Source organism: Sphingomonas sp. BK235 (genome assembly GCF_004345855.1).
Lineage (GTDB): Bacteria > Pseudomonadota > Alphaproteobacteria > Sphingomonadales > Sphingomonadaceae > Sphingomonas.
On sequence record NZ_SLXN01000004.1, the window covers coordinates 313,197 to 329,774 of the forward strand.

Below are 16,578 nucleotides of genomic sequence, written 5' to 3' on the forward strand. Positions count from 1 at the left end.
ACGGTACCGCCCTACTCTGACCCCCTTTCCCCCTTCTCCCCTTCTCCCCTTCTCCCTTGCCCCTTTTTCCGTCATCCCGGCGCAGGCCGGGATCCACCGTGCCGCATACTCGAGGCGGGAGGCGCCTGCGGGACCGTGGATCCCGGCCTGCGCCGGGATGACGAAAGGAGTGGGGAGCGCCGGGGCGCCTCTCGCACCGCACCACACGGCTCCACCCAACCCACCTTCCCGCCCCGCCCGCGATCGGGTAGACGCGCGCGCATGCTCAACCTCAACGGCATCACCGTGCGCCTCGGCGGGCGCACGATCCTCGACGGCGCGACCGCGGCGCTGCCGCCCGGCAGCCGCGTCGGCCTGATCGGGCGCAACGGCGCGGGCAAGTCGACGCTGGTGCGCGTCATCGCGGGCCAGCTCGAGCCCGACGACGGCTCCGCCGACATGCCCAAGGGCGCGCGGCTCGGCTATATCGCGCAGGAGGCGCCCGCGGGCGACGCCACGCCGTTCGACACCGTGATCGCCGCCGACCTCGAGCGCGCCGCGCTGATGATCGAGAGCGAGACCTGCGAGGACCCCGACCGGCTCGGCGACGTCTACGAGCGGCTGATCGCGATCGACGCCTACACCGCCCCCGCGCGCGCGGCGCAGATCCTGATCGGGCTCGGCTTCGACGAGGAGATGCAGCAGCGCCCGCTCGACAGTTTCTCGGGCGGGTGGAAGATGCGCGTCGCGCTCGCCGCGCTGCTCTTCTCGCAACCGGACCTGCTGCTGCTCGACGAGCCCTCGAACCACCTCGACCTCGAGGCGGTGATGTGGCTGGAGGATTTCCTCAAAAGCTATCCCGCGACGATCGTCGTGGTCAGCCACGAGCGCGACTTCCTCAACAACGTCGTCGACCATATCCTCCACCTCCAGGGCGGCAAGATCACGCTCTACCCGGGCGGCTATGACGCGTTCGAGCGCCAGCGCGCCGAGCGCATGGCGCAGCTCGAGGCGGCGCGCGCCAACCAGGCGGCGCAGCGCGAGAAGCTCCAGGCCTATATCGCCAAGAACTCGGCCCGCGCCTCCACCGCCAAACAGGCGCAGAGCCGGCAGAAGATGCTCGCCAAGATGCAGCCGATCGCGGAGATGGCGAACGACCCGACCTTGTCGTTCGGCTTCCCCGACCCGAGCGAGCTGCGCCCGCCGCTGATCACGCTCGATCTCGCCAGCGTCGGCTATAATGCGACGCCGATCCTCAAGCGGCTCAACCTGCGGCTCGATCCCGACGACCGCGTCGCTTTGCTCGGGCGCAACGGCAACGGCAAGACCACGCTGGCGCGGCTGCTCGCGGCGCAGCTGACCCCGCTGGAGGGCGCGATGAACGCGACGCCCAAGATGAAGGTCGGCTATTTCACGCAATATCAGGTGGAAGAGCTCGACACCGACGACACGCCGCTCGAGCATATGACGCGCATCATGCGGGGCGCCACGCCCGCCGCGGTGCGCGCGCAGCTCGGCCGCTTCGGCTTCTCGGGCGACAAGGCGACCACCAAGGTCGGCAAGCTCTCGGGCGGCGAGCGCGCGCGGCTGGCGCTGGCGCTGATCACGCGCGAGGCGCCGCACCTGCTGATCCTCGACGAGCCGACCAACCACCTCGACGTCGACGCACGCGAGGCTTTGGTGCAGGCGCTCAACGCTTATTCGGGCGCGGTGGTGCTGGTCAGCCACGATCGCCACATGCTCGAGCTCACCGCCGACCGGCTGGTGCTGGTCGACGAGGGCACCGCGCGCGAGTTCGACGGCAGCCTCGACGATTACATCGCCTTCGTGCTCAAGGGCGATCCCGCCAAGCCGGGGATGAGCAAGGCCGAGCGCAAGGCCGACAAGAAGGCCGCGGCGGAGCGGCGCGACCGCGACGCCGCGCTGCGCAAGACGGTGCGCGAGCTGGAGGCAGAGATCGCGCGGCTCACCGCGGAGCGATCGGGCATCGAGCGCGCGATGGCGGATCCGAGTGGCGCCGACCCGCGCTGGCGCGGCAAGGCGATGGGCGAGCTGAGCCGGATGCGCGGCGACGTGCAGGCGGTGCTCGACACGGTCGAGCTGCGCTGGATGGAGGCGAGCGAGACGCTGGAGAGCGCCAACTGAGGGGGGGGCGCTGCCGGCAGGGTGATGCTCCCGCCGCGGCGGCGCGCTCAGTCGTCGCGCCCGGGTTCGATCCGCACCGCCCGCGCGGCGCGGTCGACGGTGACGCTCAGCCCGGGCAGCCGCAGCTCGAAGCCCTCGGCGCCGTCCCAGTCGGAGTCGCGCATCGGCGCGCCGTCGAGCCGGTTCCAGCGCGCGTCGTGCCGTAGCGCCGGATCGCGCAGCGCGGGTAACGCGCGGCGGCGTGCCGCCAGCTCGGCGACGACCTCCTCCAGCGCGACGTCGCGGCGCGCCCAGTCGAGCCAGAGCGTGGCATTGTCCTGCGCATAAGCGTTGTTGTTGCCGCGCTGGGTGCGGCCGAACTCGTCGCCGGCGCACAGCATGATGGTGCCGCGTGTGGCGAACAATGTCGCCAGCAGCGCGCGCGCATCGGTGGCGCGGCGGGCGAGTACCGCCGGGTCGTCGCTCGCGCCCTCGACGCCGTTGTTCCACGCGATCTCGCCGCCGTGCCCGTCGCGATTGTCCTCGCCATTGGCGTGGTTGTGGCGCTCGGCATGCGCGACGAGGTCGGCGAGCGTGAAGCCGTCATGCGCGGCGACGAAGCTCACCCCGCGGGTGCGCTCGGCGCCGAACACGTCGCTCGAACCCGACAGCCGCGTCGCCAGCGCGCCCGCGCCGCCGTCGCCGTCGCCGCGCCAGAAGCTTCTCACGTCGTCGCGGTAGCGATCGTTCCACTCCCACCAGCCTTCCGGGAAGGCGCCGAGCTGGTAGCCGCCGGGCCCGGTATCCCATGGCTCGGCGATCATCACGCGGTCGCGCAGCAGCGGGTCGGCGGCGATCTCGGCGAAGATCGGTGCGTCGGCGGCGAAGCCGGGACCGCGCGCCATCACCGTGGCGAGATCGAAGCGGAAGCCGTCGACGCCCGCCTGCGCGACGAAGTGGCGCAGCGAGTCGCGCACCAGCGCGCGCACCCAGCCTCGCGCGAAGTCGAGCGTGTTGCCGGTGCCCGTGTCGTTGATCAGCGTGCCGTCGGGCGCGCGCGCATAGGCGGTGTCGTCGAGCCCGCGCAGCGACAGCGTCGGGCCGAGCAGGTCGCTCTCGCCGGTGTGGTTGAAGACGAGGTCGAGGATCGTGCCGATGCCCGCCGCGCGCAGCGCCGCGACCGTGTCGCGCAGCTCGCGCAGGCCTCCGGGCACCAGCCGCGGGTCGAGCGCCATCGGCACCACCGGGTTGTAGCCCCAGGCGTTGCGCAGGCCGAGCGGCGTCAGGTGGCGCTCGTCGATCCAGGCGGTGATCGGCATCAGCTCGACCGCGTCCACCCCGATCTTGCGCAGGTGCGCGATCACGGCGGGGTGCGCCAGCGCGGCGACGGTGCCGCGCTGCGCCGCGGGCACGTCGGGATGCAGCATGGTGAAGCCGCGGACGTTGACCTCGTAGATCAGCCCGCCCGCGCGGGTGAGCGGTGGCAGATCGAGCGGTGGCAGCGGCGCGCGCACCATCGCTTTGGGCACTAGCGCGGCGGTGTCGGCGCCGTATTCGGCCAATCGCGGGTCATAGGCGAAGGCTCGGTCGAGTTCGGTCGCGTGCGGGTCGACGAGCAGCTTGGCGCTGTCGAACGGCGCGTTGCCCTCGGCGCGGAAGCCGTAGCGCGCGCCCTCGCCCACACCCGCGACATGGGCGCGCCAGCCATCGCCGTCGCGCGTCATCGCGACGCGGTTCTCCACCTCGCCGTCGAACAGGCACAGCCACAGCGCCGCCGCGGCGGGCGCGCGCACCGCGAAGGTGACGCCGCCCGCCTCGATCGTGGCGGTCACGTCACGACGTCGGGGCGCTCGCGACCGGTGTGCTGGCGGATCGCGGCGAGCTGCTCGGCCGCGGCGACGATGTCGGCGAGCATGGCGCCGGTCTCGGCGTCGAGGTCGCCGCCGGCGGGTTCGTAGCGCTCGAGATAGACGCGCAGCGTCGCGCCGCTGGTGCCCGTGCCCGAGAGGCGGAAGACGACGCGGCTGCCGCCCTCGAATAAGACGCGCACGCCCTGGTTGCGGCTGACCGAACCGTCGGTCGGGTCCTCATAGGCGAAGTCGTCGGCCTCGGCGATCGTCAGCCCGGCGACGCTCGTCCCCGGCAGCGTCGCCAGCTTGCCGCGCAGCGCGCGCATCAGCGTATCCGCCGCGGCGCTGTCGACGCCCTCATAGTCGTGGCGCGCGTAATAGTTGCGGCCGTAGGTGGCCCAATGCTCTCGCGCGATCTGGTCGACGCTCTTGCCCGTCGCGGCGAGGATGTTGAGCCACAGCAGCACCGCCCACAGCCCGTCCTTCTCGCGGACATGGTCGCTGCCGGTGCCCGCGCTCTCCTCGCCGCAGATCGTCGCCATGCCGGCGTCGAGCAGGTTGCCGAAGAACTTCCAGCCGGTCGGCGTCTCGTAGGAGGGGATGCCGAGCTTCTCGGCGACGCGGTCGGCCGCGGCGCTGGTCGGCATCGAGCGCGCGATGCCCTTGAGCCCGCTCTGGTACCCCGGCGCGAGATGCGCGTTGGCCGCGAGCATCGCGAGGCTGTCCGAGGGCGTGACGAAGCGGTTGCGCCCGATGATCAGGTTGCGGTCGCCGTCGCCGTCCGAGGCCGCGCCGAAGTCGGGGGCGTCGGCCGACATCATCAGCTCGTACAGCTCGTGCGCGTGGACGAGGTTGGGGTCGGGATGATGCCCGCCGAAATCCTCCAGCGGCGTGCCGTTGCGCACCGTCCCCGGCGCGAAACCGAGCCGGCGCTCGAGGATCTCGGTCGCGTAGGGCCCGGTCACCGCGCTCATCGCGTCGAACGCGACGGTCAGCCCGGCGGCGCGGATCGCGGCGAAGTCGAACAATCGCTCCATCAGCGCGGCATAATCGGCGACGGGATCGATCACCTCGACGGTCATGCCCTCCACCGTCACCTCGCCGAGCGTGTCGAGGTCGACGTCGGCACTGTCGGCGGCGCGCCACTCACTCAGCGACAGCGTGCGCGCGTGGATCGCCTCGGTCACCTTCTCGGGCGCGGGGCCGCCGTTGGAGACGTTGTACTTGATCCCGAAGTCCTCATCGGGGCCGCCGGGATTGTGGCTCGCCGACAGCACCAGCCCGCCGAGCGCGCCGCGCTGGCGGATCACGTTCGAGGCCGCGGGGGTCGAGAGGATGCCGCCCTGGCCGACCACCACGCGCCCGAAACCGGCCGCCGCGGCCATGCGGATCGCCTTCTGGATCACCACGCGGTTGAGGTAGCGCCCGTCACCGCCGATCACGAGCGTGGCGCCCTGCTTGCCCTCGACCACGTCGAACACCGACTGGATGAAGTTCTCGGCGTAGTTGGGCTGCTCGAATACGCGCACCTTCTTGCGCAGCCCCGAGGTGCCCGGCTTCTGGTCGTCGAACGGCGTGGTGGCGGTGGTGACGATCATGCGGCGAGCAGCTCCCTGTACAATGACGCGTAACGGCGACCGCTCGTCGCCCATGAGAAATCGGCCGCCATGCCGGCGCGCTGGATCTGCTCCCAGCGCGCGGCATCGGCGTAGAGGTCGGTCGCCAGCGCGATCGCACCCACCAGTGACTCGTATGTGACGGTATCGAACTGAATACCGGTGGCAACCCCCGCCGCCAGCGCGGCGGCATTGGCGTGGATCACGGTGTCGGCGAGCCCGCCCGTGCGCGCCACCACGGGGACGCAGCCATAAGCGAGGCCGTAGAGCTGGGTCAGCCCGCACGGCTCGAAGCGCGACGGGATCAGGATCGCGTCGCTGCCCGCCTGGAGCAGGTGCGACAGCGCCTCGTCATAGCCGAGCCGCACGCCGATTTGGCCGGGAAAGCGCGCGGCGGCGTCGCGGAAGGCCTGTTCGAGCCAGGCGTCGCCCGAGCCGAGCAGCGCCAGCCGCGCGCCGCGCTCGACCAGCGCGGGGATCGCGTCGGCGAGCACGTCCATGCCCTTCTGCCAGGTCAGCCGGCTGACGACGCAGAAGATCGGGCCGTCGCCGGCGTCGAGGTCGAAAGCCTCTTCCACCGCGCGCTTGTTGGTCGCGCGACGCGCCAGCGTGGCGGCGTCGTAGCGCGCCGGCAGCGACGTGTCGGCGGACGGCGACCACACCGCGGTGTCGATGCCGTTGACGATCCCGCTGACGCGGCGCTGCCGCGCGCGGATCAGTCCCTCCAGCCCCATGCCGAAGTCGGGCGAGAGGATCTCGCGCGCGTAGGTCGGGCTCACCGTGGTGATCGCGTCGGCGGACTCGAGCCCGGCCTTGAGGTAGCCCACGCCGCCGTAATATTCGACGCCGTCGACCGCGAAGGCGAGCGCGGGCAGCGCCAGCGAGGCGAAGATGCCCGCGTCGTAGCGGCCCTGGAAGGCGATGTTGTGGATCGTCATCACCGTGCGCGGCGCGTCCGACGCGGGCGGGGCGAAGCGGAGATAGGCCGGCGCGAGCCCCGACTGCCAGTCGTGCGCGTGGAGCACGTCGAAGCGCTCGCCCGCCACCGCGCCGCCCGCGACGTCCGCCGCGGCGCGCGCGAAGGCGGCGAAGCGGCGCCAATTGTCGTCCCAGTCGCGCCCGGCCGGGTCGCCATAGGGTCCGCCCTCGCGCGCGAAATACCCCGGCGCGTCGAGCACCAGCAGGCGGTGCCCCGCGATCTCGCCCTCGAGCAGCTGCGCCGGTGCGCCGAGCAGGTCGGGCCAGCGGTGCAGCGGCGCCCCCAGCGCGTGGCTCCCCTCGCCTGCACCGCCGTGCTCCTGCGCAGGCAGGAGCCCAGGGCCGCGCGCGTCACCCTCGCGGCCCTGGGCTCCGGCGTTCGCCGGAGCACGCGCGGGCTTGGCGGCACCAGCCTCCAGCGCGGCGAGGACTCGCGGATAGCCCGGCAGGAAGGTGGTGACCTCGACGCCATAGGGCGCCAGCGCCGCCGGCAGCGCGCCGACCACGTCGCCCAGCCCCCCGGTCTTCACCAGCGGATAGGCCTCGGACGCGACCGAGAGGACCGAGAGCGCCATGTCAGCCGAGGCGATCGATCATCGGCTGGGTGATCAGGCAGATCCCCTTGTCGGTGCGGCGAAAGCGCTGCGCGTCGAGCGCGGGATCCTCGCCGACGACCAGCCCGTCGGGGATGATCACGCCACGGTCGAGCACCACCTTGCTCAGCTTGGCGCCGCGGCCGATGTGGCAATAAGGCAGCACCACCGCCTCGTCGAGCGACGAGAAGCTGTGCGCGCGCACTCCGGTCGACACCAGGCTGCGATGGACGTTCGAGCCCGAGATGATCGTGTCGCCCGCGATCAGGCTGGATACCGCCTGGCCGCGCCGCCCCTCGATGTCGTGGACGAACTTGGCCGGCGGGGTCAGCTCGGAATAGGTCCACAGCGGCCACTCGCGGTCGTACAGGTCGAGCTGCGGCACCACGTCGGTGAGGTCGATGCTCGCCTCCCAATAGGCGTCGACCGTGCCGACGTCGCGCCAATAGGCCGCGGGCTCCTCGGGCGAGCGGACGCAGCTGGCGGAGAAGCGGTGCGCATAGGCGTTGCCGTTCTTCACCAGGTACGGGATGATGTCCTTGCCGAAGTCGCGCGCCGACCCCTCGGTCGCCGCGTCGCGGCGCAGCTGGTCAATCAGCAGCCGCGTGTGGAAGACGTAGATGCCGAGGCTGGCGAGCGCGAGATCGGGCTGGCCCGGGATCGACGGCGGGTCGGCCGGCTTCTCGACAAAATCGATGATGCGATCCTGCTCGTCGACGTGCATCACACCGAAGGCGCTGGCTTCGTGCCGCGGCACCTCGAGGCACGCCACGGTGACGTCGGCACCGCTGTCGCAGTGCTGCCGCAGCATGATCTCATAGTCCATCTTGTAGATGTGATCGCCCGCCAGGATCACCATGAACTCGGGCGCGATGTCCTGGATGATGTCGATGTTCTGGTAGACCGCGTCGGCGGTGCCCTCATACCATTGGAACTCGCTGATGCGCTGCGAGGCGGGCAGGATGTCGAAGCTCTCGTTGCGCTCGGGGCGGAGGAAGTTCCAGCCGCGCTGCAGATGGCGGATCAGCGAGTGCGCCTTGTATTGCGTCGCAACACCGATCCGCCGGATGCCCGAGTTGATCGCGTTGGACAGCGCGAAATCGATGATCCGGCTCTTGCCGCCGAAATAGACGGCTGGTTTCGCTCGCGTATCGGTAAGTTCCTTGAGACGGCTTCCGCGCCCGCCGGCCAGAACATAGGCCATGGCATCGCGTGCCAGCGGCTGACCTCTGCGTTCGTCCACGTCAGACTCCTCCCTGTATCGTCTTTACTGCCGCGCGTCGGCCGGTTAGGTTCGGAACGCTCGAGCAGATTCCGCGTTGCTCAGTCAGTGATGGCGTATCAAGGAACGACAATGATAAGAGAGGATCTGCAATGGATCGCGCATATCCGTATCGTTCGCCCGACGGTCTGATCCGCGGGTTGATGACGGCCATTATTCCCTCGATCCTGGCCTGGGCCATGATCATCGCGGTGCTCACGCGGATCTTCTGACCGCGGCTCACTCTTCGAACTCCAGCATCACGGTCGCCAGCGGCGGCAGGGTCACATCAGCATAGCCCGCCGCCGCGACGACGCCGCCGAGATTGCCGAGCCCCGACCCCCAATATTCCTGCGCGTCCGAGTTGATCAGCTCGCGCCAGCGTCCCTCCAGCGGCAACGGCACGCGATAGGGCATCCGCGCCACCGGGGTCATGTTCACGATCACCGCTACCGGCGGTGCACCGGGCGCGCGACGCAGCCAGGCGAACACGGAGTTCTCCGCGTCGTCGCCGATCAGCCACTCGAAGCCCTCGGCCTCGCAGTCGCGCGCGTGCAGCGCGCGCCGCTCGCGATAGACCTTGTTGAGATCGCGCACGAGCTTGCGCACCCCGTCATGCGCGGACGAGTTGGTCAGCCCCCAGTCGAGCGCGCGCTCCTCGCTCCACTCCTGGCGCTGCGCGAACTCCTGCCCCATGAACAGCAGCTTCTTGCCGGGATAGCCCCACATCATCGCGTAATAAGCGCGCAGGTTGGCGAACTTCTGCCAATCGTCGCCGGCCATCTTGGTGAGCATCGAGCCCTTGCCGTGCACCACCTCGTCGTGGCTGATCGGCAGGACGAAATTCTCGCTGAAGGCGTAGACCAGCCCGAAGGTGATATTGTGGTGGTGGTGGCGGCGGTGGATCGGGTCGCGCGCCATATATTGGAGCGTGTCGTGCATCCAGCCCATGTTCCACTTGAAGCCGAAGCCGAGCGCGCTGGCGGCGCCCTCGTCATAGGCCGGCGTGGTCACGCCGGGCCAGCTGGTCGATTCCTCCGCCACGGTGATCACGCCGGGGTGGCGCGCGTAGACTGCCTTGTTGGTGGCGCGCAGGAAGTTCACCGCTTCCCAGTTCTCGCGCCCGCCCTCGGTATTGGGGATCCACTCGCCGGCCTTGCGCGAATAGTCGCGGTACAGCATCGACGCCACCGCATCGACGCGCAGCCCGTCGACATGGTAGCGCTCGGCCCAGAACAACGCGTTGTTGACGAGGAAGGCGGACACCTCGCGCCGCCCGAAATTGTAGATCGCGGTGTTCCAGTCGGGGTGGTAGCCCAGCCGCGGGTCCTGGTGCTCGTACAAAGCGGTGCCGTCGAAATGCGCGAGCCCGTGCGCGTCGGTCGGGAAATGCGCGGGCACCCAGTCGAGCAGCACGCCCAGCCCGGCGCGGTGCGCGCCGTCGACGAAGCGCGCGAACCCCTCATGGTCGCCGAAGCGCGCGCTGGGCGCGAACAGCCCGGTGGTCTGATAGCCCCAGCTCGGATCATAGGGATGTTCCGAGATCGGCATGAACTCGATGTGCGTGAAGCCCATCGCCACGGCATAAGGGATCAGCCGCTCGGCGAGCTGGTCCCAGCTGAGATACCAGCCGTTCTCGTCGCGGTCCCAGCTGCCGGCGTGGACCTCATAGATGCTGACCGGCACGCGCCGCGGGTCGACCGAGGCCCAGGCGTCGCGGTGCGCGTCGTCGCCCCATTCGTGGGTCGGCGGCGCGGTGGTGAGCGAGGCGGTCTTGGGGCGCAGCTCGGCGGCGAAGGCGTAGGGGTCGGCCTTGAGCGGCTGCATCACGCCGTCGGGGCCGGTGATGGCATATTTGTAGGCGCGGCCGGCGCCGATGTCGGGGAGGAAGATCTCCCACACGCCGGTGTCGGCGCGCAGCCGCATACCGTGGCGGCGCGCGTCCCAGTCGTTGAAGTCGCCCACCACCGCGACGCGCCGCGCGTTGGGCGCCCACACCGCGAAATGCACGCCGTCCGCGCCCTCGTGGTGGAGCAGGTGCGCGCCGAGCTTGTCGTAGAGGCGGAAATGCGTCCCCTCGTTCATCAGCAGGTCGTCGACCGGGCCGAGCACGGGGCCGAAACTGTACGGGTCGGTCACCCACCATTCCGCCCCGCCGCCGCGCGCGCGGTAGCGCAGCGGCTGCGGATCACCCGCGATGACGCCCTCGAACAGCCCGCGGTCGTCGACGCGGTCGAGCGTGCCGAGCGGCGCGCCCGCGAGCGTGTGCGGCTCGGCGCTTTCCGCGCCCGGTATCCAGGCGCGCGCGAACGTCCCGTCGGGACCGGCATGCGCGCCGAGCAGAGCGAAGGGATCGGCGCTGGTGCCGTCGAGCAGCGCGTCGATCGCTGCCGCCGGCGGCCTCACAGCACGCCCCAGATCTCGCGCGCATACTCGCCGATCGTGCGATCGGACGAGAACCAGCCCATGTTCGCCGTGTTGCGGATCGCGCTGCGCTGCCACCCGTCGCGATCGCCCCAGCGGCGGTCGACCTCGCGCTGCGCGGCGGCATAAGCGTCGAAGTCGGCCGCGACCATGAACCAGTCGTGGTCGTACAGGCCGTTCATGAGATCGCGGTAGCGGTTCGGGTCATCCGGGGAGAACACGCCAGAGGCGATCGCGTTCACCGCCTGCGCCAGCTCCGCCGAATTTTCGATCACCGCGCGGGGTGCGTACCCGCCGGCGCGCTTCGCGGCGACCTCCTCCGCGGTCATCCCGAAGATCACGATGTTGTCGGCGCCGACATGGTCGCGGATCTCGATGTTGGCGCCGTCGAGCGTGCCGATCGTCAGCGCGCCGTTGAGCGCGAACTTCATGTTGCCCGTGCCCGAGGCCTCCATCCCCGCGGTGGAGATCTGCTCGGAGAGATCGGCCGCCGGCACCATCCGTTCGGCCAGGCTGACGTTGTAATTGGGCAGGAACGCCACCTTGAGCAGCCCGCCGATGCTGGGATCGCCGTTGATCCGCCGCGCCACGTCATTGGCCAGCTTGATGATCAGCTTGGCGTTGACGTAGCTCGACGCCGCCTTGCCCGCGAACAGCTTGACCCGCGGGGTCCAGTCGCGCTCGGGATGGCTGCGGATCTGGTCGTACAGCGCCACCGTCTCGATCAGGTTGAGCAGCTGGCGTTTGTATTCGTGGATGCGCTTGATCTGGACGTCGAAGATCGCGTCGGGATCGAGCCGCAGCCCGTTCGTGTCGCGGACGTGCTCGGCCAGCGCGACCTTGTTGGCGCGCTTCACCGCCGCGAACTTCTCGCGGAAACCCGCGTCCTCGGCGAAAGGGGCGAGCGCGGGCAGCTTCTGCGCGTCGTCGGTGAAGTCCGGCCCGATCGCCTCCGCGATCAGCGACGTCAGCGCGGGGTTGCAGCCCTGCAGCCAGCGTCGCGGCGTGATGCCGTTGGTCTTGTTGTTGATCCGATCGGGATAGAGGCGGTGGAGGTCGGCAAAGACGGTCGACTTCATCAGCTGGGTATGCAGCGCCGCCACGCCGTTGACGCTGTGCGCGCCGGCAAAGGCGAGGTTGGCCATGCGCACGCGGCGCTCGCCGCCCTCGTCGATCAGGCTGATCGCGGCGATGGCGCGGTCGTCGATCCCCTCCGCGGCGCGCGCCTCGCGCAGCAGCTTGGCGTTGATCGCGTAGACCAATTGCATATGGCGCGGCAGCAACCGCTCGAACAGCGGCAGCGGCCAGCTCTCCAGCGCCTCGGGCAGCAAGGTGTGGTTGGTATAGCCGAAGGTGGCGCGGGTGATCGTCCAGGCCGCGTCCATGTCGAGCTCGTGGTGATCGACCAGCAGCCGCATCAGCTCGGCCACCGCGACCGCGGGATGCGTGTCGTTGAGCTGGATCGCGGCGCGATCGGGCAGCGTGCGGATGTCGCCGAAATACTGGATGTGGCGGCGAACGATGTCCTGGATCGACGCCGAGGAGAAGAAATATTCCTGCCGCAGCCGCAATTCCTGCCCGGCCGCGGTCGAGTCATTCGGGTAGAGCACGCGCACCAGGCTCTCGGCGCGGAGCTGATCCGCCATCGCGCCCTCGAAGTCACCGCGGTTGAACGCGTCGAGCTTGAACGGGTCGAGACTGCGCGCGGTCCACAGCCGCAGCGTGTTCACCCGCTTGCCGCGCCAGCCGACGACGGGCGTGTCGACCGCGACCGCCTCGACCGCCTCGCCCGGCTGCCAGTGGACGCGGCCGGCCTCGTCGCCGGTCACCTCGCCGCCGAAGCCGACGAAATAGGCGCTCTCGCGCCGCTCGAACTCCCAGGGGTTGCCGTGCGCCAGCCAGGTCTCGGGCAGCTCGACCTGCCAGCCGTCGTCGATGCGCTGGCGGAACATGCCGTTCACGTAGCGGATGCCATAGCCGTAGGCGGGCAGGTCGAGCGTCGCCAGGCTCTCCATGAAACAGGCCGCCAGCCGCCCCAGGCCGCCGTTGCCGAGCGCGGCGTCGGGCTCGAGCTCCTCGATCGCGGCGAGGTCGACGCCCAGCTGGCGCAGCGCGTCGCCGACCTCGTCGCGGTGGCGCAGATTGGCGAGCGTGTCGCGCAGCAGCCGGCCGATCAGGAACTCGAGGCTGAGATAATAGACCCGCTTGGCGCCGGCGGCGTGCGCGGCCTTGGTCGATTCCATCCAGCGCTCGATGATCTCGTTGCGCAGCGTGAGGATCGTCGCCTCGAGCCAGTCATGCGGGCGCGCGGCGCGCTCGTCCTTGCCGATGCGATGGACGAGCGTGTCGATGATGGCGAGCGCGAGCGGCCCGCGCTCGCTGACGTCGGTGGTCGCGGTCAAGTGTCTGCCCCCGGGGTGATAGTCGTTGCGTATCCTAAACGGCCGCGGGCGCGGTTGCTACGTCGGTGATGGCGCCGGGCGCCGCCTTGCCGCGATAGGCCTGGACGTCGACCGCGGCGCCGAGCAGGAAGGCGTAGACGCTGATCCACAGCCAGGTCAGCGCGACGATGATCGCGCTGAGCGAGCCATAGGTCGCGCCGTAATTGCCGAAGTTCGCGACGTAGAGGCTGAAGCCGACATTGGCGAGCAGCCACAGCGCGGTCGCCAGCACCGTCCCCGGCGTGGCCCAACGCAGCCGCGCGCGCGGGCGATACGGGCCGAAGCGGAACAGCAGCGACGCGCCGGTCACCACGATCGCGGCGAGCGCGACGTAGGTCGCGATCCGGATCACCGCCAGCACCACCGCGGGAAACCAGGGGATCAGCGTGCCGATGAACGCGGCCAGCGCGCCGGTCGCGATCCCGGTCAGCACCAGCAGCACGCCCGCGATCACGATCGCGAAGGAGGTGAGCGTCCACACCACGAAGCTGCGCTGGTCCTTCACCTCATAGGCGACGTTGAGCGCGGTCATCATCGAGGTGGCGGCCTTGCTGCCGCCGTACAGCGCGATCGCGAGCGCGAGCAGGATGCCCAGCCCCTTCTTGCCCTGCGAACCCGACACCACGGTGTCGAGCTGCTGGCCGATCAGCACCGCGACGTCGCGCGGGAAGGCGGTGAACAGCGCGCGTATGTCCTCCTGCACGGTGCTCGCGTCCGCGAACAGACCGTAGCTGAGCACGGTCACCGCCAGGATCGGCGCGATCGACGAGATGATGTAGAAAGCGGCACCCGCCGCGATCATCCCGAGATTGTCATCGTTGGACGCGGTATACGCCCGCTTGATCTGGCCCCACCAGTCGGCGCGGAAAGAGCGCCACAGGTCGGCCGAGGAGAGGTCGACACGCATCACCCGGGGCAACGCCGGACGGCGGCGGAGGGTCCGTGGAGAATTGTTGCGCGGGGTGAACGGGTTGGGGGCGACGTCTCCGAAGCCGCCGATCGCCTGCAGACCGCACACGGTGCCGACCTCGCGCCCGTCCTCTTCGTCATCCCCGCGAAGGCGGGGATCCAGACGCGCCAACGTCGCGCTTCATGACCAAACGTCAGCGTGTCTGGATTCCCGCCTTCGCGGGAATGACGGGAGGGGCGAAGGGAGGGGCAAAAGGAGAGAACCGGGACCGATCGCTATCGGATCGAGCGCCCCGCCCCCTCACACCGTGAAACTCTCCCCGCAGCCGCACGCGCCCTTGGCGTTGGGATTGTTGAACACGAACCCAGCGGTGAAATCGTCCTCGACCCAGTCCATCGTCGAGCCGATCAGGTACAGCAGCGACGCGCCGTCGACGAACAGCACCCCGCCCGGCGTGTCGATCCGCTCGTCCATCGCGCTCGCCGCCTCGACGTAATCGACCGAATAGGCCAGCCCCGAGCAGCCGCGCCGCGGCGTCGACAGCTTCACCCCGATCACGCCCTCGGGCGCCTTGGCCATCAGCGCGGCGATGCGCGCCTCCGCGCTCGCGGTGAGGTTCAGCGCGGCGGGGCGCGCACGCAGCGTGGTGGACATCACAGCATCCCCAGTTCGAGCTTGGCGTCGTCCGACATCTTCTGCGGGTCCCATGGCGGATCCCACACCAGGTTGACGTCGGCGAAGGCGATCCCCGGCACCGCGGCGACGCGCATCTCCACCTCGCCCGGCATCGACTCGGCGACCGGGCAGTGCGGCGTCGTCAGCGTCATCGTCACCGTCGCCTGCCCGGCGTCGGTCACCTCGACCGCGTAGATCAGCCCCAGGTCGTAGATGTTCACCGGGATCTCGGGGTCGTAGATCTCCTTGAGCGCGTCGATCACACCCTCGTACAGCGCGCCGCCGGGCTCGTGCGGCGCCTCGGCACCGGCGGGCTGCTGCGCCAGGAAGCCGGCGAGATAGTCGCGCTGGCGCCCCTCCCCGGCCGCGGGCTCGACCGCGTCGGACACCTTGGCGCGCGGCGGTGCCTGCACCGTCTCGACTTCCTCGACCTTGATCGGGTCGCTCATCGTCCCTCGTCCCTATCCAAAACCGTCATCCGAAGATCCGGGCCACGCGCTCGATCCCCGCGGCGAGCGCGGCGACGTCGGCAGGGCCGTTGTACACGCCGAAGCTGGCGCGCGCGGTCGCCTCGACCCCCAGCGCCGCCATCAGCGGCTGCGCGCAATGATGGCCGGCGCGGATCGCCACCTTCGACTCGTCCAAGATGGTGCCGATGTCGTGCGGATGCACCCCCTCCATCGTGAAGGAGACGATCCCGGCGCTGTCCGCCGGCCCGAGCACGCGCACCGAGTTGATCCGCCCGAGCGCCTCGCGCGCCTGCGCCACCAGCGCGGTCTCGTGCGCGTGGATCCGCTCGAGCCCGATCCCCTGCACATAGCCGATCGCGGCGGCGAGCCCGAGCGCACCGACGATATGCGGCGTCCCCGCCTCGAAGCGGGTCGGCGCGGGAGCGTAGGTGGTGCGCTCGAAGGACACGCGGTCGATCATCGAGCCGCCGCCCTGATAGGGCGGCATCGCGTCGAGCAGCGCGCGCCGGCCCCACAGCACGCCGATGCCGGTCGGGCCGTACAGCTTATGCCCGGAGAAGACGTAGAAGTCGCAGCCGAGCGCGCGCACGTCGACCGGCAGCCTCGCCACTGCCTGGCAGCCGTCGATCAGGATCGTCGCGCCGACCTGATGCGCGAGCTCGCTCGCACGGCGCACGTCGAGCGTCGCGCCGAGCACGTTCGACACGTGCGCGAGCGCGACCAGCTTGTGCTCGGGGCGGAGCATGTGCGCCATCGCGTCGAGGTCGACGCGCTGGTCGGCGGTGAGCGGCACGACGTCGATCGCGGCGCCGACGCGCTCGGCCACCATCTGCCACGGCACGATGTTGCTGTGATGCTCCAGCGTGGAGAGCAGGATGCGGTCGCCGGCTTTCAGCGTCGTGCCCGCGAACGACTGGGCGACGAGGTTGATCGCCTCGGTCGCGCCGCGGACGAAGACGATCTCGTCGGCCGTGGCGTTGACGAAGCGCGCGACGGTCTCGCGCGCGGCCTCATAGGCCAGGGTCATGTCGGCCGAGCGCTGGTACACGCCGCGGTGGACGGTGGCGTAATCGGTGTCGTAGCCGCGCGTGATCGCGTCGATCACCGCGCGCGGCTTCTGCGCCGTGGCGGCGGTGTCGAGATAGGCCCAGCCGGCGGGGATGGCGGGGAAGTCCGCGACGACGTCGAGCGGGCGCGCGGCGGGATCGGCGGTCAGGACGGTCATGCACGCTCCCCAATGTTGCGTAAGTTGAGTCG

General features: G+C 70.2%; 11 protein-coding genes. 1 reads left to right on the top strand and 10 read right to left on the bottom strand.

The window, feature by feature from the left end; translation table 11 throughout:
* Positions 1-261: 261 nt before the first annotated feature.
* Positions 262-2,124: an ABC-F family ATP-binding cassette domain-containing protein gene (locus EV292_RS13295; RefSeq protein WP_132909694.1), complete on the top strand. Its 1,863-nt coding sequence runs from the start codon at positions 262-264 to the stop codon at positions 2,122-2,124.
* A gap of 47 nt (positions 2,125-2,171) precedes the next feature.
* Here EV292_RS13295 and EV292_RS13300 read toward each other — a convergent pair whose 3' ends face one another.
* The 10 genes from EV292_RS13300 to EV292_RS13345 form a co-directional block, all read right to left on the bottom strand.
* Positions 2,172-3,935, bottom strand: a complete 1,764-nt coding sequence (locus EV292_RS13300) for a glycogen debranching enzyme (RefSeq protein ID WP_243693766.1) — start codon at positions 3,933-3,935, stop codon at positions 2,172-2,174.
* Positions 3,932-5,551, bottom strand: coding sequence for an alpha-D-glucose phosphate-specific phosphoglucomutase (locus EV292_RS13305; protein WP_132909695.1), 1,620 nt, complete (start codon positions 5,549-5,551; stop codon positions 3,932-3,934). The genes EV292_RS13300 and EV292_RS13305 overlap by 4 nt, the downstream gene beginning before the upstream one ends.
* On the bottom strand, positions 5,548-7,122 hold the full coding sequence (glgA, locus tag EV292_RS13310; RefSeq protein ID WP_132909696.1) for a glycogen synthase GlgA: 1,575 nt from the start codon (positions 7,120-7,122) through the stop codon (positions 5,548-5,550). Before glgA ends, EV292_RS13305 begins: the two co-directional genes overlap by 4 nt.
* A gap of 1 nt (position 7,123) precedes the next feature.
* Positions 7,124-8,383, bottom strand: coding sequence for a glucose-1-phosphate adenylyltransferase (glgC, locus tag EV292_RS13315; protein WP_132909697.1), 1,260 nt, complete (start codon positions 8,381-8,383; stop codon positions 7,124-7,126).
* A 258-nt stretch (positions 8,384-8,641) separates the two neighbouring features.
* Positions 8,642-10,807, bottom strand: coding sequence for a 1,4-alpha-glucan branching protein GlgB (gene glgB, locus EV292_RS13320; protein ID WP_132909698.1), 2,166 nt, complete (start codon positions 10,805-10,807; stop codon positions 8,642-8,644).
* Positions 10,804-13,227, bottom strand: coding sequence for a glycogen/starch/alpha-glucan phosphorylase (locus EV292_RS13325; RefSeq protein ID WP_132909699.1), 2,424 nt, complete (start codon positions 13,225-13,227; stop codon positions 10,804-10,806). Before EV292_RS13325 ends, glgB begins: the two co-directional genes overlap by 4 nt.
* 34 nt (positions 13,228-13,261) lie before the next feature.
* Positions 13,262-14,173 carry a YihY/virulence factor BrkB family protein gene (locus EV292_RS13330; protein ID WP_132909700.1) on the bottom strand — a complete coding sequence of 304 codons (912 nt, stop codon included), beginning with the start codon at positions 14,171-14,173 and terminating at the stop codon, positions 13,262-13,264.
* A 303-nt stretch (positions 14,174-14,476) separates the two neighbouring features.
* Entirely contained in the window at positions 14,477-14,830 is a 354-nt protein-coding gene (locus EV292_RS13335; protein WP_132909701.1) for an iron-sulfur cluster assembly accessory protein, read from the bottom strand.
* Complete coding sequence (locus EV292_RS13340; RefSeq protein WP_132909702.1) at positions 14,830-15,300, bottom strand: SUF system Fe-S cluster assembly protein; 471 nt, start codon at positions 15,298-15,300, stop codon at positions 14,830-14,832. The genes EV292_RS13335 and EV292_RS13340 overlap by 1 nt, the downstream gene beginning before the upstream one ends.
* Positions 15,301-15,325: 25 nt before the next feature.
* Positions 15,326-16,546 carry a cysteine desulfurase gene (locus EV292_RS13345; protein WP_132909703.1) on the bottom strand — a complete coding sequence of 407 codons (1,221 nt, stop codon included), beginning with the start codon at positions 16,544-16,546 and terminating at the stop codon, positions 15,326-15,328.
* Positions 16,547-16,578: the final 32 nt, after the last annotated feature.

Bases quoted from the DNA above. Each gene is read 5' to 3' on its own strand.
- EV292_RS13330 (WP_132909700.1), bottom strand. From the start codon at position 14,173: ATGCGTGTCGACCTCTCCTCGGCCGACCTGTGGCGCTCTTTCCGCGCC.
- glgA (WP_132909696.1), bottom strand. From the start codon at position 7,122: ATGGCGCTCTCGGTCCTCTCGGTCGCGTCCGAGGCCTATCCGCTGGTG.
- EV292_RS13345 (WP_132909703.1), bottom strand. From the start codon at position 16,546: ATGACCGTCCTGACCGCCGATCCCGCCGCGCGCCCGCTCGACGTCGTC.
- EV292_RS13295 (WP_132909694.1), top strand. From the start codon at position 262: ATGCTCAACCTCAACGGCATCACCGTGCGCCTCGGCGGGCGCACGATC.
- EV292_RS13340 (WP_132909702.1), bottom strand. From the start codon at position 15,300: ATGAGCGACCCGATCAAGGTCGAGGAAGTCGAGACGGTGCAGGCACCG.
- EV292_RS13305 (WP_132909695.1), bottom strand. From the start codon at position 5,551: ATGATCGTCACCACCGCCACCACGCCGTTCGACGACCAGAAGCCGGGC.
- EV292_RS13335 (WP_132909701.1), bottom strand. From the start codon at position 14,830: ATGTCCACCACGCTGCGTGCGCGCCCCGCCGCGCTGAACCTCACCGCG.